Origin of the sequence: Costertonia aggregata (genome assembly GCF_013402795.1) — a bacterium.
Taxonomy (GTDB): domain Bacteria; phylum Bacteroidota; class Bacteroidia; order Flavobacteriales; family Flavobacteriaceae; genus Costertonia; species Costertonia aggregata.
The window spans coordinates 2,832,609-2,852,071 of sequence record NZ_CP058595.1 but is presented as its reverse complement, the minus strand read 5'-3'; the positions used below and the strand labels follow the sequence as shown (position 1 = coordinate 2,852,071).

At 39.1% G+C, this 19,463-nt stretch carries 21 protein-coding genes and 1 tRNA gene; 7 read left to right on the top strand and 15 right to left on the bottom strand.

Going from position 1 to position 19,463, the window contains the following annotated elements; genetic code table 11:
- Positions 1–67 precede the first annotated feature (67 nt).
- Positions 68–808: a DJ-1/PfpI family protein gene (locus HYG79_RS13115; protein WP_179242524.1), complete on the top strand. Its 741-nt coding sequence runs from the start codon at positions 68–70 to the stop codon at positions 806–808.
- On the opposite strand, the gene HYG79_RS13110 is transcribed toward HYG79_RS13115, so the two are convergent.
- Positions 795–2,213: an alpha/beta hydrolase gene (locus HYG79_RS13110; protein WP_179242523.1), complete on the bottom strand. Its 1,419-nt coding sequence runs from the start codon at positions 2,211–2,213 to the stop codon at positions 795–797. The two genes, HYG79_RS13115 and HYG79_RS13110, sit on opposite strands and share 14 nt — an antisense overlap.
- Before the next feature lie 93 nt (positions 2,214–2,306).
- The gene (locus tag HYG79_RS13105) at positions 2,307–2,759 is read right to left on the bottom strand and encodes an Lrp/AsnC family transcriptional regulator (RefSeq protein ID WP_179242522.1); all 453 of its coding nucleotides are present in this window, start codon (positions 2,757–2,759) and stop codon (positions 2,307–2,309) included.
- A 173-nt stretch (positions 2,760–2,932) separates the two neighbouring features.
- Between HYG79_RS13105 and HYG79_RS13100 the strand changes: the two genes are divergently transcribed.
- Entirely contained in the window at positions 2,933–3,280 is a 348-nt protein-coding gene (locus HYG79_RS13100; RefSeq protein ID WP_317168445.1) for a hypothetical protein, read from the top strand.
- A gap of 130 nt (positions 3,281–3,410) precedes the next feature.
- A complete protein-coding gene (locus HYG79_RS13095; protein ID WP_179242520.1) occupies positions 3,411–4,115 on the top strand; it encodes a DUF4197 domain-containing protein in 705 nt (234 codons plus the stop codon).
- Positions 4,116–4,261: 146 nt separating this feature from the next.
- On the opposite strand, the gene HYG79_RS13090 is transcribed toward HYG79_RS13095, so the two are convergent.
- Entirely contained in the window at positions 4,262–5,068 is an 807-nt protein-coding gene (locus HYG79_RS13090; protein WP_394366992.1) for an alpha/beta fold hydrolase, read from the bottom strand.
- 202 nt (positions 5,069–5,270) lie between these two features.
- Between HYG79_RS13090 and HYG79_RS13085 the strand changes: the two genes are divergently transcribed.
- Positions 5,271–5,468, top strand: a complete 198-nt coding sequence (locus HYG79_RS13085) for a hypothetical protein (RefSeq protein WP_179242519.1) — start codon at positions 5,271–5,273, stop codon at positions 5,466–5,468.
- 2 nt (positions 5,469–5,470) lie between these two features.
- Here the strand turns inward: HYG79_RS13085 and pyrF are convergent, their stop codons facing one another.
- The 10 genes from pyrF to HYG79_RS13035 form a co-directional block, all read right to left on the bottom strand.
- The gene (pyrF, locus tag HYG79_RS13080; RefSeq protein WP_179242518.1) at positions 5,471–6,289 is read right to left on the bottom strand and encodes an orotidine-5'-phosphate decarboxylase; all 819 of its coding nucleotides are present in this window, start codon (positions 6,287–6,289) and stop codon (positions 5,471–5,473) included.
- 85 nt (positions 6,290–6,374) lie between these two features.
- Positions 6,375–7,451, bottom strand: a complete 1,077-nt coding sequence (gene prfA, locus HYG79_RS13075) for a peptide chain release factor 1 (protein ID WP_179242517.1) — start codon at positions 7,449–7,451, stop codon at positions 6,375–6,377.
- Positions 7,452–7,563: 112 nt separating this feature from the next.
- Positions 7,564–8,835 carry a DUF3570 domain-containing protein gene (locus HYG79_RS13070; RefSeq protein ID WP_179243562.1) on the bottom strand — a complete coding sequence of 424 codons (1,272 nt, stop codon included), beginning with the start codon at positions 8,833–8,835 and terminating at the stop codon, positions 7,564–7,566.
- 206 nt (positions 8,836–9,041) lie between these two features.
- On the bottom strand, positions 9,042–9,251 hold the full coding sequence (locus HYG79_RS13065; protein ID WP_179242516.1) for a DUF4266 domain-containing protein: 210 nt from the start codon (positions 9,249–9,251) through the stop codon (positions 9,042–9,044).
- Positions 9,252–9,298: 47 nt separating this feature from the next.
- Positions 9,299–10,270, bottom strand: coding sequence for an FAD:protein FMN transferase (locus HYG79_RS13060; protein ID WP_228027989.1), 972 nt, complete (start codon positions 10,268–10,270; stop codon positions 9,299–9,301).
- 20 nt (positions 10,271–10,290) lie between these two features.
- Positions 10,291–10,725 (bottom strand): thioredoxin family protein, encoded by a 435-nt coding sequence (locus tag HYG79_RS13055; RefSeq protein WP_179242515.1) that lies wholly within the window; start codon positions 10,723–10,725, stop codon positions 10,291–10,293.
- 23 nt (positions 10,726–10,748) lie between these two features.
- On the bottom strand, positions 10,749–11,219 hold the full coding sequence (locus HYG79_RS13050; RefSeq protein ID WP_179242514.1) for a QcrA and Rieske domain-containing protein: 471 nt from the start codon (positions 11,217–11,219) through the stop codon (positions 10,749–10,751).
- Positions 11,220–11,390: 171 nt separating this feature from the next.
- A complete protein-coding gene (locus HYG79_RS13045) occupies positions 11,391–12,569 on the bottom strand; it encodes an AIR synthase related protein (RefSeq protein WP_179242513.1) in 1,179 nt (392 codons plus the stop codon).
- Between the two features lie 93 nt (positions 12,570–12,662).
- The gene (locus HYG79_RS13040) at positions 12,663–13,490 is read right to left on the bottom strand and encodes a transporter (RefSeq protein ID WP_179242512.1); all 828 of its coding nucleotides are present in this window, start codon (positions 13,488–13,490) and stop codon (positions 12,663–12,665) included.
- 80 nt (positions 13,491–13,570) lie between these two features.
- Positions 13,571–15,757 (bottom strand): glutamine synthetase III family protein, encoded by a 2,187-nt coding sequence (locus HYG79_RS13035; protein ID WP_179242511.1) that lies wholly within the window; start codon positions 15,755–15,757, stop codon positions 13,571–13,573.
- Between the two features lie 197 nt (positions 15,758–15,954).
- Here HYG79_RS13035 and HYG79_RS13030 point away from each other — a divergent pair, with 197 nt between their 5' ends.
- Entirely contained in the window at positions 15,955–16,971 is a 1,017-nt protein-coding gene (locus HYG79_RS13030; RefSeq protein ID WP_179242510.1) for a glutamine synthetase beta-grasp domain-containing protein, read from the top strand.
- A 62-nt stretch (positions 16,972–17,033) separates the two neighbouring features.
- On the opposite strand, the gene HYG79_RS13025 is transcribed toward HYG79_RS13030, so the two are convergent.
- Positions 17,034–17,972: a calcium/sodium antiporter gene (locus tag HYG79_RS13025; RefSeq protein WP_179242509.1), complete on the bottom strand. Its 939-nt coding sequence runs from the start codon at positions 17,970–17,972 to the stop codon at positions 17,034–17,036.
- 546 nt (positions 17,973–18,518) lie between these two features.
- On the opposite strand from HYG79_RS13025, the gene HYG79_RS13020 reads away from it, so the two are divergent.
- Entirely contained in the window at positions 18,519–18,674 is a 156-nt protein-coding gene (locus HYG79_RS13020) for an SsrA-binding protein (RefSeq protein ID WP_179242508.1), read from the top strand.
- Here HYG79_RS13020 and HYG79_RS13015 read toward each other — a convergent pair.
- A complete protein-coding gene (locus HYG79_RS13015; RefSeq protein WP_179242507.1) occupies positions 18,668–19,180 on the bottom strand; it encodes an adenine phosphoribosyltransferase in 513 nt (170 codons plus the stop codon). The two genes, HYG79_RS13020 and HYG79_RS13015, sit on opposite strands and share 7 nt — an antisense overlap.
- A gap of 72 nt (positions 19,181–19,252) precedes the next feature.
- Here HYG79_RS13015 and HYG79_RS13010 point away from each other — a divergent pair.
- Positions 19,253–19,326, top strand: a tRNA-Arg gene (locus HYG79_RS13010).
- The last annotated feature ends 137 nt before the right edge of the window (positions 19,327–19,463 follow it).

Genomic DNA, 19,463 nt, shown 5'->3' with positions numbered 1-19,463 from the left:
AATACGATATCAACTTTTTATTACGACTCTTTTGGGTTTACTTTACCAGCTAAAATCAAGCTAAACAATGAGACTACCTATAGTATTGTTATTAATATCTACCTTACTGTTTTCCTGTTCAGATGCCAAAAAAGAAACTACTGCGAAGACAAAAAATACAGAAAGGGTTTTGCCGAAACTTGAACCTGACCGCTACAATGTGGCTTTTTTGATCATGAACGGTACGTACAATACCGAATTTACGGCACCTTTTGATATTTTTCAGCATACCCGATACAGAAAAAACATAAAAGCGATGAACACTTTTACGGTTGCCAATACCCTGGAACCCATAACCACCTTTGAAGGCGTTCGCATACTTCCCGATTTTAATTACATTCGGGATACTATCCCAAAAATTGATATTTTGGTCGTACCCAGTGCGGAACATCATCTGAACAGTGATTTGCAAGTTACCACCCTTTTAAAATTTGTCAAAAAGGTTGATGAGTCCGCTTTATTTATAACCTCCCATTGTGATGGTGCTTTTGTGCTTGCAAAAGCCGGATTGTTAGATGGTGTGATATCGACCACGTTCCCCAGTGATATCGCTGCCTATAAAAAAATGTTCCCACATTTGAGCGTGAAAGACAGTGTATTGTTTGTACACGATAAAAAATACATCACTTCGGCCGGTGGGGCGAAAAGCTTTGAGGCCGCTCTTTATCTTTGTGAACTTTTATATGGGAAAGACATTGCGGAATCACTCGCAGAAGGCCTTGTGATAAATTGGGATTTGGACAAAGTACCTCATTTTATTCCTCAATAATATCGTATCTAGCACTCTTTAAATACTTTTCAACGATTTCATTAAACTCGGGGGTTATCCTCAAAAGAGCGGTATGCTCAAGGGCATAAAGCGTTTTACGATCGGTGTAGCCGTTTTTGAGCAATTCTTCGAGGTAAAATAACGATGTGCCATAGTCTTCGATCCGGGCACTGTTCGAAATAATATTAAGATAGTTTTTATATTCTTTGGGAGCGGTTATCGTTTTTACCATCCATAAAAAATTCAAGGCTTCTTCGTCTTTGGTTTTCTCGGCTTGGTAAGCATCAATATAATCTTGTACCAAAGCATTTACGTATCCTTTTAATCGTATGCCCATTCTCTTTTTGAAAACATCATTATTTTCATTGTATTTTTTCAATTCTTCCATTTGATAGTTCCACCAACCTAAATTATTGTAATTATAGGTCAGCACATCTTCCTCCAAATAATATTGGTAATCTTCCCTGACCAAGCTTTCCTTAAAAAAGGCGGCATTCCTGGATCGTGACCTTGCTTTGAAATTTTTTCCTCTTTTTAAGACCTTTTTACTGTCCTTGAGGGAGTCTACACTAAAATGGGGCCTATACATTTTCATCATTTCCCCAAGCAAATGATTTGCACCCAAAGGCTGCGAAGTAGTTAACAAACTGTTTACCCTGTTTAAATGATATGCATAGGAATCTTTTAAAAAAGCATCATCTTTAGCCATAGTACCCTTACCCATAGATGCTAAAGTAAAAGTGCGCAGGGCGTCTGATATGTACTCCGGTTTTGGCCATTCCTCGCCACCTTCAAAAATTATGAGCCTGTTCGGAAAACCCATCTTATTCAAAAGCGTTTGGGTACGAATCATATCCGGATAATTAAAATCTTTCCTGCCTACGATACCTATGTAATGGAACAGATTTTTTTTGCTTAAAATCTCCAAATTCGCAATATTAGCACCACACGAAATCACGCCCGCTATACCTTTAACAAAATTAGGAACCAAAGAGGCGAACCTACCCCCATCGGAAAAACCGGCCATGTATATACCATTGGGCTCAATAGGTAAGGTTGATGACAAACTACGAAGCATTCTACTCACAATAAGAATATTCTTCGTGATCGAAAGTGAGTCATTAATATTATTGGATGCTACCACTACATACCCTTGCTCCTCTGCCGAGGAAACCATCATTCTTAGTGCCTGTTGCCCCCTACCCTTCATGTCGGACACTGCGATGAGCGGCCATTTTTTACCCGTTTCGAAATTAGTGGGAAGATATAAACTAAAACTTTCAGCGATTGAATCGCCTACTTTAACGGCATCGATGACGACACCTTTTTTCAAAACCAACTCTTGGGCGTTTAGCAGGGGGGAGATAAATGAGCCCAGAAGGACAAAAAGTATAATTTTTTTCATAAGAACAATGACAACAAAAATCTAGCCAAATTTTTAATTTAAAGTTAGGGAATTTATACTTGTGAAAGTAAATATCTTCATTTTCTAAAAAATTCATATACTTCTTCTTTTGATAGGCGCATCGGAAATAACGTCAGATAAAATGATATGCGTTCGGGTTTCGCCGTATTGAATGAGCTTATCAATAAAAACTTCTAAATGAAATTGATCTTGAAGAACCACTTCCATAATAATATTCTCATTGCCGGTAATCCTGTAGCAATTCAAAACCTCGTCCAAAGTACTTACCATTTCTAAAAAAGGCTTTAATTTACCCATAAATGCACGTAGCGTAATAATCGCTTTTAGCTGATGCCCGGTCTTGGAATGGGACACTTTCGCAGTGTAACCTTCCAAGACACCCAAATCCTCCAGCTTTTTGACCCTTTCAGCTACGGCGGGTGCCGTTAAGCCCACTTCCCTGCCGATATTCGCGAAGCTTTCCCGGGCATTTTGTTGAAGTCGTTTTAGAATTTCCCAGTTTATACTATCAATTTTTATATTCAAAATAATTAAAACTTAAAAACTAATGATTCGTTATTAAAAACTATTACAGGCCTTATAATCAAAAGTAATAAATTTTATTTTCATCGTATTTTTATGTAATTATAGTATTTACCATGTCCCGAAAAAATCTAAATCGTTTACCTATTTATAGAAAAGCTATAAACCTTTGCTTGTTGAGCAGGGAGATAGCTGCTTTTGTATCGCATAATAAAAATTTGTTGGAACTATATAAATCCAACAGCTTACGGGATCATATTGCAGATGCACTACTTACCGATGCTATATTGATTACCCAAAAAATTGAGCTGGTAGAGTCTTCACAATCATATTCGGTCAGAATACATAGTGCTAATTTTATTCACATCATGACCCAGAACATACTTTCTTATTGCAAGGGTCTAGAAATGGACGGTGTTAAGGAAAAGGAATATCTGAACCTACTTCTCAAAGAGATAAAGGTATTTAGAAAATCGTTCAAATCATGGCGGTTATCACTTGGCTCCAACGGCCTTGATTCGTAAGAGAACTTACTTCCCCACTATACCTTATACCTTTAATATGGAGACTGCCTCCAGAAATCATCGTAATTGTTCTACTTTTGAAATTCAATACTATTGAAAATAATTGTATAGTTTCATTAAAAACATTGATATGAAAAAAACGATTTTATGTATTCTCTTATTACAATGTGTGTCTTGCGGAGAGCTACAACAAGTAGTAAATCAGCTTCCCCAAGGAACCTCTGGCATTGGCAATGCCGAAATAGCCCAAGGTTTGAAAGCCGCCCTTAACAATGGTGTTGAAAAACAAGTAAGTAAGCTGACCAAAAAAGACGGGTTCTTTAAAAATGAACTGGTAAAGATATTTTTACCCGAAGAACTGAAAAAAGTCGATAAGACCTTGAGGAACATTGGGCTGGGCAACCTTGCGGACGAAGGACTAAAAGTCTTAAACAGGGCCGCTGAAGATGCGGTTAGCGAAGCTACCCCAATTTTTGTAGATGCCATAAAAGGTATATCGTTTAACGATGCCAAAACCATTTTGCTGGGAGCAGATGATGCCGCTACACAATATTTGAACAATACAACACAAACAAAACTCTATGATAAATTTAATCCTATCATAAAATCCTCATTTGAGAAAGTCGGTGCGGACAAGATATGGAACGGCCTTATCACAAAGTATAACAATATACCGTTGACCAATAACGTGAATCCTGACTTGACCGACTATGTCACAACAGAAGCCCTTAATGGTGTTTACACCATGATAGCGATCGAGGAAAAAGAAATCAGGAACAAAGTCTCGGCACGTACTTCGGGAATATTAAAAAAGGTTTTTGCACTTCAGGATTAGTTTTTTGGCCATTCAACAATAATTGAAAAATAGCCACGTTATTTTAATGTAAGATATTGAGTTAGTATTTTTTGAGTTAGTTAGTCTTAAAACCGGTGGGAGCATCGGTTTTTTTTATGCTACTGCATTGGTTGACTATTGCTGATTTATTTTAAGCCGGTAAGGTACTCAATAACCGTTTTGTTAAAAACATAGGGTTGTTCTATGTTTACCACGTGGCCGCACTCCGGTACTACAAAAAGGTCTGAAACCACATGCGCATGGGCGATTTTTTTAATCGTGGGCAAAAACAGATAGTCTTCCTCTCCCATTACATATAACGTGGGGATTTTTATATCGGCAGACCTAAAAAAACGCAGTAAAGGGTTTATTTCCGAAGTAAGCTTAAACCATCTAATAAATTCTTTCTGATATAGCTTTTTGGCTTCCCGTACAAAAAGGGAACGGGATTCTTTGTGGTTTTTATTCGGCATTATGACAAACGCAAAAAACTTATATAACCATAAATAAGGAACGATAGATTTGAAAATGATGCCCAAACGCATTAAGACCTGGGACCTAAAATTCAATTTCATGATGGCACCGCCCATGACCATACTTTCTACCCTATGGGGGTATTTCTCAGCCAAATTTCGAATTAAAATTGTACCCAACGATATTCCTATAAAATGGGATTTCCCTATTCTCTCATAGTCAATGACATCTACAATATCATTGGTTATCGAATCAAACGTATACTTATCGCTAAAAGCATCTTTTAGATTGGGTTTGGAGTTGCCATGCCCCCTTAAATCCAACAACAATATATTGAAGTGCTTTTTAAATTCCCGCACTTGCTTATACCAAATGGATGAACTGCCCCCTGCCCCATGGACAAAAGTGACCCATTCTCTTGAAGTATGATGTAAGTGCTTGGTATAGCTGAGCAATTCTTTTTTTTGTAAATGTAACATATTTCAACAAAGGATGATAAATTTTGGCATTTAAACGAAGATTTTGTGCGATACAACTTACGCATGAAATGAACTCATTTTTGCTAAAATTTAAATTTAAGTTAAAAAAAGTCAAATTAACTGTTTTTTAAGTACTTACACAGAAAATGAACATCTAAAAATTGATTTTGGACGTATCTTTAGAAGAATAAAATGTTTGATTATGGAAAAGCAATATTGTAAGGTAGGTACTATCACTCCCCTATCGGATGGAGAACGAGCAATAGCCTTGTTGGAGCACCAGTATCAGAATTTTGTGGAAAAAGCTTCCCGTATGGAATATGCTGGCACAAAGCTAGGAGACTTTTTTGAGCTTAAAGCCAAAAAAATCAAGAAAACTTTGGAAAATTTAATGGGATAGTTTTACATCGCAATGAGTGCGCTCTTCATTTGCAATTGTAACTCCTTTGCTTTTTTGGCCGCTTCTTTGTCGAAGTTCTTTTCTTGCGAGGCATAAATGATACCCCTAGAAGAATTTATAAGCAGGCCTACATCTTTGTTCATCCCATATTTACATACCTCTTCCAGACTACCGCCTTGTGCTCCGACCCCAGGCACCAACAAAAAATTATCGGGAACGATTTTACGTATCTCGGTGAGGTATTCGGCTTTTGTGGCTCCAACAACGAACATTAGGTTTTCGGCATTGGTATAGGTCATAGCTGTTTGTAATACTTGCTTGTAAAGTTCCTTGTTTTCTGTTTTTTTGGTTTGATAATCAAAAGCCCCTTCATTTGAGGTCAATGCCAAAAGAATAGTGTGTTTGTCATTAAAAGACAAGAAAGGTTCTACGGAATCTTTTCCCATATAGGGTGCCACGGTGACCGAATCAAAATGTAAGTCTTCAAAAAAAGCTTTTGCATAACGGGTAGAGGTATTACCGATATCCCCGCGTTTAGCATCGGCTATGGTAAATATTTCAGGATAGTTCTTATTTAAATACGTTATGGTTTTTTTCAGCGCTTTCCAACCTTTGATACCGTATGCCTCATAAAAAGCCGTATTCGGCTTATAGGCAACACATAAATGATGTGTAGCATCTATTATCGATTTGTTGAACTCAAAAATCGGGTCGTCCGAGTTCAATAAATGAGGTGGTATTTTTTCCAAATCCGTATCCAGACCTATACAAAGGAACGATTGTTTTTTACGAATTTGTTGTACGAGTTGTTCGGTGGTCATTTAAATAGTCTTCCGAGCGCAGTCGGGAATTTTGCGTTGTAAAGTCCAAATTATTTCGACTGCGCTCGAAAGGACAAAATATCGTTTAAAATATCTCAGAAGCTTCTTTCAGTTTTTCGGTATTTTCGACCAAACTCAATTCATCGATGATTTTTTGAACATCACCATCAATTATATTCTGCAGATCATACAAAGTCAGCCCTATACGGTGATCGGTAACCCTGCCCTGAGGGTAGTTGTATGTCCTAATTTTTGCGGAACGGTCGCCGCTACTTACCTGTGAATTACGTTTGGCGGCATCTTCTTCCTGCTTTTTGGCCAATTCCAAATCATACAAACGGGAACGCAATACCTTAAAGGCCTTATCCTTATTCTTGTGCTGCGATTTCTGGTCTTGGCACTGTGCGACCAGACCCGTGGGGATATGGGTCAACCGTACTGCGGAATATGTAGTGTTTACCGATTGACCGCCTGGACCCGAGGAACAAAAGAAATCGATACGTACGTCTTTTGGGTCTATCTGAACATCAAAGTCCTCGGCTTCCGGTAAAACCATGACCGTTGCAGCACTTGTATGTACCCTACCCTGTGTCTCGGTCTGAGGTACACGTTGTACGCGATGTACACCAGCCTCGAACTTTAGGGTACCGTAAACGTCCTGTCCGGTAACCTCAAATTGAATCTCCTTGAAGCCGCCACTGGTACCTTCGCTTAAATCGATAACATTGGTTTTCCATCCTTTGGATTCACAGTATTTGGTATACATCCTAAATAGGTCGCCAGCAAAAATACTGGCTTCGTCGCCACCTGTTCCGGCCCTGATTTCGACTACCACATCTTTAGCGTCTTCGGGATCTTTGGGTATGAGCATCAATTTTATCTCCTCTTCCAATTTGGGCAGTTCGGCCTTGGCCTCTTCCAGTTGCATCTTGGCCATTTCCAACATTTCGGCATCGCTACCGTCGGAGATTATTTCTTCGGCTTCTTCAATATTATCGGTAAGCTCTACATACTGGTCACGCTTGGCCACCAGTTCTTTGAGGTCGCTATATTCCTTGGTCAATTGCACATAACGTTTTTGATCTGATATAATATCGGGCTGTATAATCAGGTCAGAAACCTCATCAAAACGTTGTTTTACAATGTTTAATTTATCAATCATAAGTCATCCTACTCTTGGATTGCGAATTTACGATAATTTGTAGATTTAAAATATCCGCCCTTAAAACAATCGGTCGGCAAAATTAAAATAACGACTGTACGATCAAAATACTTCAAAAGCTGACAAAAGTAGTGCCCAACGTAACTATGTAAGCATCCAGACCATCATTCCTGTTATAGGTATTGAATCGCAAATCGATAGTCTTTAAGCCAAGAAAAAAAACTTTGGCCTTGGTGAAGATATCCCTGTATTTGAATCCCAATCCGTATTGGTGTGCATTAAATTCAGATAAATCATAGTCGGATGTATAAAAATCAAATGAAGAAAGGGCATCTTCCTTTTCATAAAAATAATCCGCCGCAGTTTGTGTATAATATCTATAGTTGGGGTATATCGTAAACTTATCGTTCAACTTAATGGGAACTTCCAAATTTGCGGTATGTGAGGTTATTCCCCAATCATCGGCATAAAATCTGTAATAAGTTCGCAGAACAAAGGTATCGTTCAAATAAAAGTTAAGCCGACCGCCCAATGGTATTTTTAGCCTACTGTCCGGAAGTCGCTCAACGTCATCGGCCAACTGAAATTCGTTAATGAAAAAGTCATTTACATCACCAAAATAGACCCTTTGAAACGGAGTGCTCAACAAGCCGTTCTGCGAAACAACATCCATAAAAACAGAGCCTTGTATTTTCTCACCCAATATTTGCGATATGCCAAGCGAAAGGGCATATGAATTTCTGGTTTCGTTTTCAAACGCCGTAAAGTTTGGATCGTACGTGCCAATTCCCGTAATACGGTCATCAAAGAAGGACCCTCTGAGCTCAATGGGATATTGCGAATTCCATTTATCCAAATACACCTGTCCTTTTATGCTGATTTCGGTGTTCTTTTCATTAAACAAAAGGGAATATCCCGCCCCAAAACCAAATGAAAAATAATCATACTCCGAAGAAATGTAGAGATTAGCCGTGTAAATGGAGTTTCTATTCTCCGAAAAATGTTCGTAGGTAGGGTTTACATAAGACAGGACATCTTGCCTAGAGGCCCCTGAGGATGCACTAAAAGGACTCACTGGGTTATCGGGATTGCCATCTAGAGGGTTTACATTACTGGACGAAGCCGATGTATAAGCCGATATCCCGGCATCTACGGTCAGTATGCCATCCTCGCCCATGGGCAAACGTACTACAATCGTTGATGTAGCGTCGGTAAGCTCCTCGGTACCCTCCCCGCCCGTAACCGCTGCATTTTGTCCGTTCTGACCATAATAACTGAACAATACATCTACCTCGGCGCTTTCCAAAACACGCTTTTTGTAAGAACTATCGTTTTGTGCAAAAGTGATACAAGAAAATAAAAACAGAAGAATCAGGCTTTTCAGAATTGGTGGTTTTTAGGGTTCTAAAACGGATAGTTTTGATATTTTGAGGCTCACTCCAATAAAAACATTCTTGAACAGATCAAGGTGAGCAATTCAAAAATACAGGTTTGAAACTCAGTTTAATTTACTGCATAACGTATTTAATTTCGCACTGGACAATTTCGGACAACATTTCCTCTGTACTCCACTAATAAAGAAAATATCGGTCAATTACAACCGCAACCGCCTCCCGTCTTACCGCCATTAGCCCCTGCAGCTGCTTCTCGGTAAATCTGGAAATTGGTTTCAAAACGTTCACTGCCTCTTGCGCTCAGTCGCATTTCCTCATCATTAATATATACTTTTTCATATTCTTTTACCGCCACACACGAAGTGAAAGAGACAAAAAACAAAAACAGCATACCTATCTTTTTCATAACGGTAAGGTAATAATTTTTAAGAGATATCAACTAAGGGCAGCTTATCAAGGATCGCTATCAAACAAGATACCGCTGCTTTTATGAAACTTATTATCCGAATCTACAATGATCACCTCGGTACCGCCCAACTGATTTACCAAAGATAGGCCGGTTTCCTTTCCCATAATAAATACTGCGGTCGCAAGAGCATCACACAATTCGGCACTTTTTGCGAAAATAGAGACCGATTTTATACCTGAGGACGGGTAGCCTGTTCTTGGATCAATAACATGCGTATATTTTTCCCCATTAAATACGACGAATTTTTCATAATTCCCCGACGTGGCCACCGATGATTCAACGACCGGAAGCCACGAAAACATTTTATCCTTACTCAAAGGATTTGCGATGCCTATCAGCCATTTTTCCCCGGTTACTTTAGTGCCCCAGGTAGTCAAGTCACCACCTGCGTTGATGATACCCCCCTCTACTTGTTTTGAAATAAGAAACTCTTTCGCTTTGTCCGCTGCATACCCCTTACCAATACCGCCCAAACCTATTTTCATACCCTTTTTTCTCAAAAAAACAGTATTGGCTACGGGGTCTAAAATCATATCTTCATAACCAACCTTACTGACCGATTTTTTTATTTCCGACTCGGTAGGTGGATATTTCATGGAGCCGTCAAACTTCCAGACCGCATCCATAGAGGCGTAAGTAACATCAAAAGCACCATCGGTGATTTCTGATATCTGCCTAGCGCGTTGCAATAGCATAAAAAGCTCCTTACTTACCTTCACCGGCTTTATGCCCGCATTTTTATTGATGAGCGATGTCTCGGAATCCTCGTCCCAGGACGAAATCATTTTCTCGATACGCGTAATTTCGGCAACGGCTTCATCAATGTTGATGTAGCCTATTTCTTCATTGGGGGCGATCACGGTAATCTCGAACCTGCTACCCATCAATTTCATTATTTTGTGTACGGTAATATTCTTTTGTTCTTGACCGTGAACAAAACAAAAGAACAAAACCATAATGAACGATGATAAGTATTTCACTCGACAAAAGAATTTAGGAGTGCTATGTATTCGTTCGGATTTAGTTTTTTATATCCGGTCTTTCCCAAGACCTTTTCATTTTTATCCAAAACTACCACAAGCGGAAAAAATCCTTTAGGGTTATAGCTCTCAGCTAATTTTGCATTGGCTCGTTTAAGGTTTTCGGCAATTGTATTTTTCTTTTTTCGTGGAAAGTCGGCCCTATACAAAACATAATTATCTTTTGAATATTCCAAAAAATCCTGCGATCGCCATATTTCTTGGTCTAACTTTATGCAGGGTGCACACCAATCAGAACCAGAAAAAACCAAAACGATGGGCTTATCACTTTCCCTTGACGTTGTAAGTGCATCCGAATAGCTATTTTCCCAGTCTTGGCCCAAAAGGACCATGGAAAAACAAAGTGAAACAATCAATACAATACTTTTCATATAGTACAGGGGAACAAAGTTAGCTATTCAAATATGCGTAAGATATCCCCAGATAACGCTGTATTAAATATTTTCAAAGGGTTGTTGGTAATAGAATTCAAGGGGTTGCCATTTTGATCAAACCGGGCGCCATGTGTAGAACAATTAAAAATACCGCCGTCTTCACTTCTAAACCGAACATTATCTGTTTGTTGATGGCTACATATTTGGCTGGCGGCCACAAAATTGCCTTCTAGGTTTTTAGCTACGACTATATCGGTCAAGCTAGGACTCACATTGGATTTTACCAATATAAAACCACCGTTGTTGGCCAAAGGAGCTGCTTCATTAGCGGTAAGATCTATCGTAAAATCAACCCCCGATGGAATTTCTTTTCTGTCTCCTTCCGGAACATCGTCTCCACCATCGCTTTTGGAACACGATTGTGTACACGGGAAAATTAGGGCAAATGCAGCACCTGCTCCCAGGCTTCTTAAAAATTGCTTTCTTTCCATAGCTTTTGTTTATATTAAAACAACGTTTTAAAAAATGTATTCGTATGCCCAATGCAATAACACCAAGAACTTTACACCCTTATTCGATAAAAAACGATTTAAAAATTGTACAAGTGATACATATGCTACAATTTAACACTATTTACGAAAGATTCTTGCAATAAGATTATTCTAATATTCAAAAACACCAAATTCGCTAGAAATGGTCAGTTTTTTTGAAACCGCACCCTTAACCCTACCAATTATCTTAGCCTCTACCCCAAAAGACGCTGAAATTGCGATAAGGTCATCGGCTATGGAATCGTTCACGTACAATTCCAACCTATGTCCACAGTTAAAGACTTTGTACATCTCTTCCCAATTGGTGTTGGACTGTTCCTGTATCAACTTAAAAAGTGGAGGAATAGGAAACATATTGTCTTTTATGATATGCAGGTCATCTATAAAATGAAGGATTTTGGTCTGGGCCCCACCACTACAATGTACCATGCCATGTATATCCCCTGAACCGTACTTTGACAAGATCTGTTTTACCACAGGTGCATAGGTGCGTGTTGGTGATAGTACCAGTTTACCTGCGTCGATAGGAGAGTCAGGAACCTTATCGGTAAGTCTCGTATTTCCAGAATAGACGAGTTCATCGGGCACCGAAGCATCATAACTTTCTGGGTATGCCTCCGCTAGATATTTTGCGAACACATCGTGTCTGGCAGAAGTTAGGCCATTACTGCCCATACCGCCATTATATTCACTTTCGTACGTAGCCTGCCCATACGATGCCAACCCAACGATTACGTCGCCATCCGCAATATTGGCATTGTTAATGACGTCTTTTCGTTTTAATCGCGCAGTTACCGTTGAATCTACGATTATGGTACGCACCAAATCGCCAACATCAGCAGTCTCGCCTCCCGTGGAATGAATCGTAATCCCATGCTTTTTTAAATCTGCAATCAACTCTTCGGTACCATTGATTATAGCAGAAAGTACTTCTCCCGGTATCAGGTTTTTATTACGGCCGATCGTACTTGACAGCATGATGTCGTTGGTCGCCCCTACGCAGATAAGATCATCAACATTCATTATCAAAGCATCTTGGGCAATGCCTTTCCAAACGGAAAGGTCACCGGTTTCTTTCCAATACATGTAGGCCAAGGAAGATTTTGTGCCCGCCCCATCAGCATGCATGACCAAACAATACTCTTCATCATTGGTGAGATAATCAGGGACTATTTTACAGAATGCCTTTGGGAACAAACCTTTATCTATATTTTTAATAGCATTATGAACATCCTCTTTTGAGGCAGAGACACCCCTTTGATCATATCTTTCGCCGGTACTGGAATCCATTTCTTGAAATTTACGCTAAAAATAAGGCAATCTATCCAAAGCCATAGTAATATCGCCCATTTTGTTGCATAAACCTTAAACTTTGAAAATACTTTAAAATTTGTGGTAAAGACCTATACCCAAAACCCCGCTCTTGGGCACATTGGTGCCCGAAAGTGCACCAGCATAATTTGCCAAAAATCCAAATGTGTTCGATGCTTCATAGATAAGTTTTAATCCGTATGCAAAATATTCTTGATCGTTCACATAAAGGCCGGTAAGTACGTTTTCTACCGGTAAGACTATCGCACCGTTTTTAAATGAGGAAGAAAAATCCAAGAAGCCTATTGTCCATAATTTTTTTATTGGTGTGGCCCCTATTTCAGCTCCAACCCTCAAGTTTGAGCTATAATCATTAAATCGCACATCAACACCCGTATAACCTTGTATGTAAAAACCATCAAAACTTCTACCTATATTTATTCTCGGGACCAAGGTCCAAGTATCATAACCACTTCGTAAACCCGATTCTTGGAAAAAAGTACCCGTATTCGTTTCCACATTCAATTGCCCGGAAACCACCCAATTCTTTTTGTAAAGTTGATATTTTACTCCTAAGGTAATGTTACCAAGTGTATTTTCTGAGCCTTCCGAAGTGATGGGTGTATTATTTTCAAGTGTATTACCCGCATTTAAAAGCTTTAAGGGTAGATTAAAAATCAATGTTGTCTTATTGGACACTCCGTATTCGGTATAAAGCTGCAAGGTATTATCGGATATTTTTCGCTCTGTGTCGTAATCAGGATTTCCAAAAATGTTTGAGTATGTTATACTGTTGAAAGATAATTGCGAGTACACTTCCTTATTGGCCCTAGTCCATGCGCCTTGCGAGAAAACCACTGCAGTATAAAGAAAAATACAAATATATAGCAACCTTGTCATAATGCCGTTCGTTTAAAGTACCGAATATGTTCAGCCTTTAGTTCGTGAAAGACAATGAATCTTACAAAAAACAAACTGTATTATTTGATAAACAATAGCTCCCTGTATTTCGTCAATGGCCAAACCGCATCGTCAACAAGAAGCTCCAACTTGTCGCAATGGTAGCGTATTTCGTCAAAATAGGGCTTAACATTTTCGCAGTAAGCGTTCGCCTTTGCATTGATATCTTTTAAGGTATTTGCCTTTTTCCTGGTAAGGATCATGGCATCTGTTTTTTTCTTTACCTCGGTAAGATGTTCAGCGATTTCTTCCAAGATACCTAGCTGTCCCTCAGTTAAATTCTTATGGGCCGCACCGTATATCTCCTTCAGTCCCATTACGTTCTTTATCAATGTATTCTGATAGTTGATTACCGCAGGTAAAATGTGGTTATAAATAAGTTCCCCAAAGACCCTACCTTCTATTTGAAGATGAAGAATATAAGCTTCCAGCTCGACCTCCTGGCGTGCCTTTATCTCGGTTTCGCTCATTACGTCCATTTCCTTGAAAAGGGCAACGGTTTCCTTTGATGTTAGTATTTGTAATGCTTCAGGTGTTGCCTTGTTATTGCTGAGTTTTCTTCTTTTGGCCTCCTTTTCCCATTCATCACTATACCCATCGCCGTCAAAGCGTATACGCTTTGATGTTTTTATATATTCCCTGAGTACATTAAAGATAGCCTCGTCCTTTTTGAGGCTCTTCTTGTCAATCAACGTATCTACCTCTTTTTTGAAACTTCTGAGCTGCTTGGCAACAATGGTATTTAAAACCGTCATGGGCTTGGCACAATTAATTTTTGAGCCGACCCCTCTCATCTCGAACTTGTTGCCCGTAAAGGCAAAGGGAGATGTACGGTTACGATCGGTATTGTCTAGCAATATTTCAGGTATTTTACCTACTACGTTCAACTTTAGCTCCGTTTTTTCCTCAGGGGAAAGCTTTCCTTTTGAGACGCCTTCCAGCTCGTCCAAAACAGCACTTAATTGTGTGCCTATAAATATCGACAATATGGCTGGTGGGGCTTCATTGGCACCCAGTCTGTGGTCGTTACTAGCCGATGCTATTGAGGAACGCAACAACTCCTCATACGTATCTACCGCTTTTATGGTATTGATAAAAAAGGTCAAAAATTGAAGGTTCTTCATAGGTGTAGTACCTGGGCTCAATAAATTAGTGCCCGTATCGGTAGCTAGGGACCAATTATTATGTTTTCCCGAACCATTTATGCCTGCGAAAGGTTTTTCGTGAAAGAGAACCTTAAAATTATGTTTGTCCGCAATCTTATCCATTACATCCATCAACAGCAAATTATGGTCTACCGCCAAATTGGCCTCCTCAAAAACCGGGGCTAACTCAAATTGGTTGGGGGCTACCTCATTATGTCTTGTTTTGACCGGAATACCTAATTTGGTACATTCCTTTTCCAAGTCGCTCATAAAACTAAGTGCCCGGTTGGGTATGACCCCAAAATAATGGTCGTCCAGTTGTTGCCCTTTTGCTGCGGAGTGGCCGATCAAGGTGCGGCCCGTCATCAAAATATCTTGTCTTGAATGCGCCAAAGCCTTGTCCAACAAAAAATATTCTTGTTCCCAACCCAATGTCGCATTAACCTTTGTTACGGTTTTATCAAAATATTTGGCAACATCGGTAGCCGCTTCATCCATAGCATGCAATGCCCTTAAAAGCGGTGCCTTATTGTCCAATGCTTCCCCGGTATAAGAAACAAAAATAGTAGGAACACATAATGTTGTACCATAGATAAAAGCCGGTGAGGTTGGATCCCAAGCGGTATAGCCCCTTGCTTCGAACGTATTTCTGATACCACCACTGGGAAAGCTCGATGCATCTGGTTCTTGTTGTACCAATTGACCGCCACCAAATTTTTCCAATGCGGTACCATCGGGCAAAAGGTCAAAAAAGGCATCATGTTTTTCTGCCGTAGCACCTGTTAATGGTTGAAACCAGTGTGTATAATGGGTCGCGCCCATTGATATGGCCCAGCCTTTCATGGCCTCAGCAACTTGATCGGCTATTTTCCTATCTATTTTGGTTCCGGATAAAATTGCACTCTTTACGCTATTCAAGGCATCTTTGGTAAGGTATTGCAGCATTCTTTTCTCATTAAAGACATGGGATGCAAAAAGTTCTGACCGTCTCCCTTTTTCTTCAATTGAAATGGTATTCCTAATGTAGCTATTACGGATAGCATCAAATCGTGACATGGACATTATAGTATGTTGTATATTATGAATTTGCTAAAATATCCTTTAAAAATCTATTTTACCATAAAATACCCCAAAAAAACATAGGGTAAATCAAATAAAATTAAATTATAAAATATTTACCCCTGCGAAAATGGGGTATGTGAAGTAAAAAAATTATTTTTGATGCTTTAAAGTTTTTTTTAACATAACTACCACAAATTATGAGTAAGTCAAAATTAGAGTACATCTGGTTAGATGGCTATTTTCCAACGCAGAATATGCGAAGTAAAACCAAAGTAGTAAACGACTTTAGCGGCAAATTAGAAGACTGCCCCATGTGGTCTTTTGATGGAAGTTCAACACGACAAGCCGAAGGAGGATCATCCGATTGTTTGTTGAAACCTGTTGCTATCTTCCCAGACCCTGCCCGAAAAGACGGTTATTTAGTCATGACCGAAGTCTTGAATGCCGATGGAACCCCTCATGTATCAAATGGTAGGGCCACTATTGATGATGATGACAATGATTTTTGGTTTGGTTTTGAACAGGAATATTTTATTATGGATACGGCAACACAATTACCTTTGGGCTTCCCCATAGGCGGTTATCCAGCGCCACAAGGCATGTATTACTGCTCAGTAGGTGGTAAAAACACCCATGGCAGGGATTTGGTCGAGGAGCATGCCGATCTGTGTATCGCCGCTGGAATCAACTTTGAAGGTATCAACCAAGAAGTGGCCTCTGGACAATGGGAATTTCAATTGTTCGCCAAAGGTGCCAAAAAAGCCGGGGATGAGATGTGGGTCGCCAGATATTTATTAGACCGCTTGACAGAGCAATACGGATTTTATATAGAATATCACCCTAAACCATTAGGAAAGGATATGGATTGGAACGGTTCGGGTATGCATGCCAACTTCTCGAACACAACATTGAGAACCTGTGGCGATAAGGCTACCTATGAAAAAATTTGTGAAGCTTTCCGACCTGTGGTAAAAGAACATATTGCGGTTTACGGTGAATTTAACGATCAACGTTTGACCGGTGACCACGAAACACAATCCATAGACGAATTCAGCTTTGGTATATCCGACCGTGGGGCATCGATTCGTATTCCGATAGCTACCGTAGAGAGTGGGTGGAAAGGATGGTTAGAAGACAGAAGACCAGCCTCTAACGGTGATCCGTACAAAATTGCAGGTCGAATCGTGAAAACGGTTAAATCTGCAAACGTTTAAATAACGATATATTTCTTTTTTTGAGATAGAAGAAAAGCCACGACTTTGAAGGTCGTGGCTTTTTATTGTATGGTAATGTAGATGAACATAATGTATCCCATTAACAAAATCAAACCATCTCTCCACCCCAAACGTAACCCCTTCGGGATAAATACCAAAGGAAGTATCAAAAATGAAATGCCCAACATCCAAAAAATATCGTTGCTCAAAAGCCCTTGATCAATTACTTTAATGGGTGTTATAATAGATGTGATACCCAAAACCGCCAATAAATTGAAAATATTGGACCCGATAAGATTCCCTAACGAGATGGCCTTTTCCTTTTTTATTACCGCTATGATAGAAGCAGCCAGTTCGGGAATACTGGTACCAATAGAAACCACCGTTACCCCGATTACCCTATCACTTACACCATACATTTTGGCCATACCTACGGCACCATTTATCAACAACTCCGAACCGCCCCAAAGCGCAACAGCACCCAGCCCTAAAAATAGGATGGTTTTGTACATAGGTAGCGGAACATCATCTTCGGGCAACTCGTCAACAACAGCAACCTTTTGAAAGCGAAGTAGATACACTAAAAAAAGAAACAAACAAGTGACCATTATAATACCTTCATATTGCTGTAATTCACTATCAAAATAAATAAAGCCGAAGAACATCAAAGAAGCGACCATCATAACCGGCCAATCGGTAGTGTAAAAGCTTTTTTTCACATCAATGCTTCCCAAAAGCACTGTGACAGCAAGAACAAGGCCAAGATTGGCGATATTTGACCCCACTACATTGCCCAAGGCCAAATCGGGAAAACCATCCAATGCCGCTTTGATACTTACAATCAACTCAGGCGCAGACGTGGCGAAAGAGACTACCGTCATTCCTATTACTATTTTGGGAATATTCAACCTAAGCGATAGGGCAACAGCTGATTTTAAAAGCCAATTACCGCCCACAATCAGAAGTACAAGCCCCAAAACAACAAAAAGAAGATTTAGCATTGATATATTTTTAGGCAAATATAGCCGAAGATTTCTATTTTTTTTGGGATACCGAAACGATAAAAACGTTCAATAACTCATCACTGTAAAGATCAAAATGCATAAAAAACAACTTTTTAACACAAAATCTTCCTTGCAAAATAAAAAAATGGTCAAACCCCCCCTTGAATTGTTATACATGTACACGCTATATCAAAATTTACATATCAATTTAAAACAAACATCAAGACAATCGGTAAAAAAATGCAGTAAAAACAATTATTTTGATTAAGGTTATGTATTCAATTACATTAAATCGCATCAATTTATTAGGAAACATACTATCGAGTTATATATCTTAAATGAATAATCGATTATAATCAACTAAGTATTAACCTAAAAACTGTTCACTATGTTCACATTTGCTAAAATTTTATTATTTCTGCTGTTATCATTGATTACGATGGTAATCTAATCAAAAAATATAGGCCTGTATAAAAAAGACCGTCGTACGGCGGTCTTTTTACTTCTATTTTGCTAGTAGTTATATTTGTAGAAAATTATATCATGAAGAAATTGGTGTTCACGCTTTTGGCGAAAATCAATAAAATAATTTTACCTTCTTATTCCAAAAAAGGACTTGATTTATCCAAAGCCTCAAAACTGCAGATGGCCGTTATTGGTTGGCGATATCTTGTCACCACCAATGCCATAAATCAATAATGCAATAAAGAGGCTATCTTATAAGGTCTTAGCCTGTTTCTTCCCTTAAGAAAATCAAGTTCAATCAAAAAATTGCACTGAACAACAATCCCTCCAAGATTTTCTATAAGTTCACAAGTGGCACTCGCCGTGCCCCCGGTCGCCAAAACATCATCGTGTACCAGTACCTTATCTCCTTTTTGAATACTGTCCGAATGCATTTCCAGAGTATCGGTACCATACTCCAAAACATAGGTATGGCTAATTTTATCGGCAGGCAGTTTTCCCGATTTTCGAACGGGTACAAAACCTGCGTTAAGTCTCATGGCCAATATGGGTGCGAAGAAGAAACCCCTACTTTCCATCCCTACCACTTTATCGATTTTTTGATGCTCTACCATTTTTAACAAGCCATTCATAGCAGATTTCATTGCTTCCGGATTTTGCAATAAAGGTGTAATATCCTTAAAAAGAATTCCTTTTTGTGGAAAATCCTCGACGTCACGAATATATTTTGTAAAATCCATTTATAATAGATATCTAATTTTGAGGTAAAAGTAAAAAGAAATATATTTGCACCCCGATTTAGGGGAAAAATTGGCCTCGTGGCGCAACTGAATAGCGCATCTGATTACGGCTCAGAAGGTTACAGGTTTGAATCCTGTCGAGGTCACTAATAGATCAACCAAAAGTTGAAATATAAGCGAGTTTCTAAAAAGAAGCTCGCTTCTTTTTTGGAATAAAGTGAAATGTTTCTTTTGTTGATTTTCAGCGCGGAGCACAAAGGATGTGAAACAATCCTGCCGAGGT

Bases quoted from the DNA above. Each gene is read 5' to 3' on its own strand.
- HYG79_RS13115 (WP_179242524.1), top strand. From the start codon at position 68: ATGAGACTACCTATAGTATTGTTATTAATATCTACCTTACTGTTTTCC.
- HYG79_RS13110 (WP_179242523.1), bottom strand. From the start codon at position 2,213: ATGAAAAAAATTATACTTTTTGTCCTTCTGGGCTCATTTATCTCCCCC.
- HYG79_RS13095 (WP_179242520.1), top strand. From the start codon at position 3,411: ATGAAAAAAACGATTTTATGTATTCTCTTATTACAATGTGTGTCTTGC.
- HYG79_RS13090 (WP_394366992.1), bottom strand. From the start codon at position 5,068: ATGTTACATTTACAAAAAAAAGAATTGCTCAGCTATACCAAGCACTTA.
- HYG79_RS13085 (WP_179242519.1), top strand. From the start codon at position 5,271: ATGGAAAAGCAATATTGTAAGGTAGGTACTATCACTCCCCTATCGGAT.
- pyrF (WP_179242518.1), bottom strand. From the start codon at position 6,289: ATGACCACCGAACAACTCGTACAACAAATTCGTAAAAAACAATCGTTC.
- prfA (WP_179242517.1), bottom strand. From the start codon at position 7,451: ATGATTGATAAATTAAACATTGTAAAACAACGTTTTGATGAGGTTTCT.
- HYG79_RS13065 (WP_179242516.1), bottom strand. From the start codon at position 9,251: ATGAAAAAGATAGGTATGCTGTTTTTGTTTTTTGTCTCTTTCACTTCG.
- HYG79_RS13060 (WP_228027989.1), bottom strand. From the start codon at position 10,270: ATGGTTTTGTTCTTTTGTTTTGTTCACGGTCAAGAACAAAAGAATATT.
- HYG79_RS13055 (WP_179242515.1), bottom strand. From the start codon at position 10,725: ATGAAAAGTATTGTATTGATTGTTTCACTTTGTTTTTCCATGGTCCTT.
- HYG79_RS13050 (WP_179242514.1), bottom strand. From the start codon at position 11,219: ATGGAAAGAAAGCAATTTTTAAGAAGCCTGGGAGCAGGTGCTGCATTT.
- HYG79_RS13045 (WP_179242513.1), bottom strand. From the start codon at position 12,569: ATGGATTCCAGTACCGGCGAAAGATATGATCAAAGGGGTGTCTCTGCC.
- HYG79_RS13040 (WP_179242512.1), bottom strand. From the start codon at position 13,490: ATGACAAGGTTGCTATATATTTGTATTTTTCTTTATACTGCAGTGGTT.
- HYG79_RS13035 (WP_179242511.1), bottom strand. From the start codon at position 15,757: ATGTCCATGTCACGATTTGATGCTATCCGTAATAGCTACATTAGGAAT.
- HYG79_RS13030 (WP_179242510.1), top strand. From the start codon at position 15,955: ATGAGTAAGTCAAAATTAGAGTACATCTGGTTAGATGGCTATTTTCCA.
- HYG79_RS13025 (WP_179242509.1), bottom strand. From the start codon at position 17,972: ATGCTAAATCTTCTTTTTGTTGTTTTGGGGCTTGTACTTCTGATTGTG.
- HYG79_RS13020 (WP_179242508.1), top strand. From the start codon at position 18,519: ATGAAGAAATTGGTGTTCACGCTTTTGGCGAAAATCAATAAAATAATT.
- HYG79_RS13015 (WP_179242507.1), bottom strand. From the start codon at position 19,180: ATGGATTTTACAAAATATATTCGTGACGTCGAGGATTTTCCACAAAAA.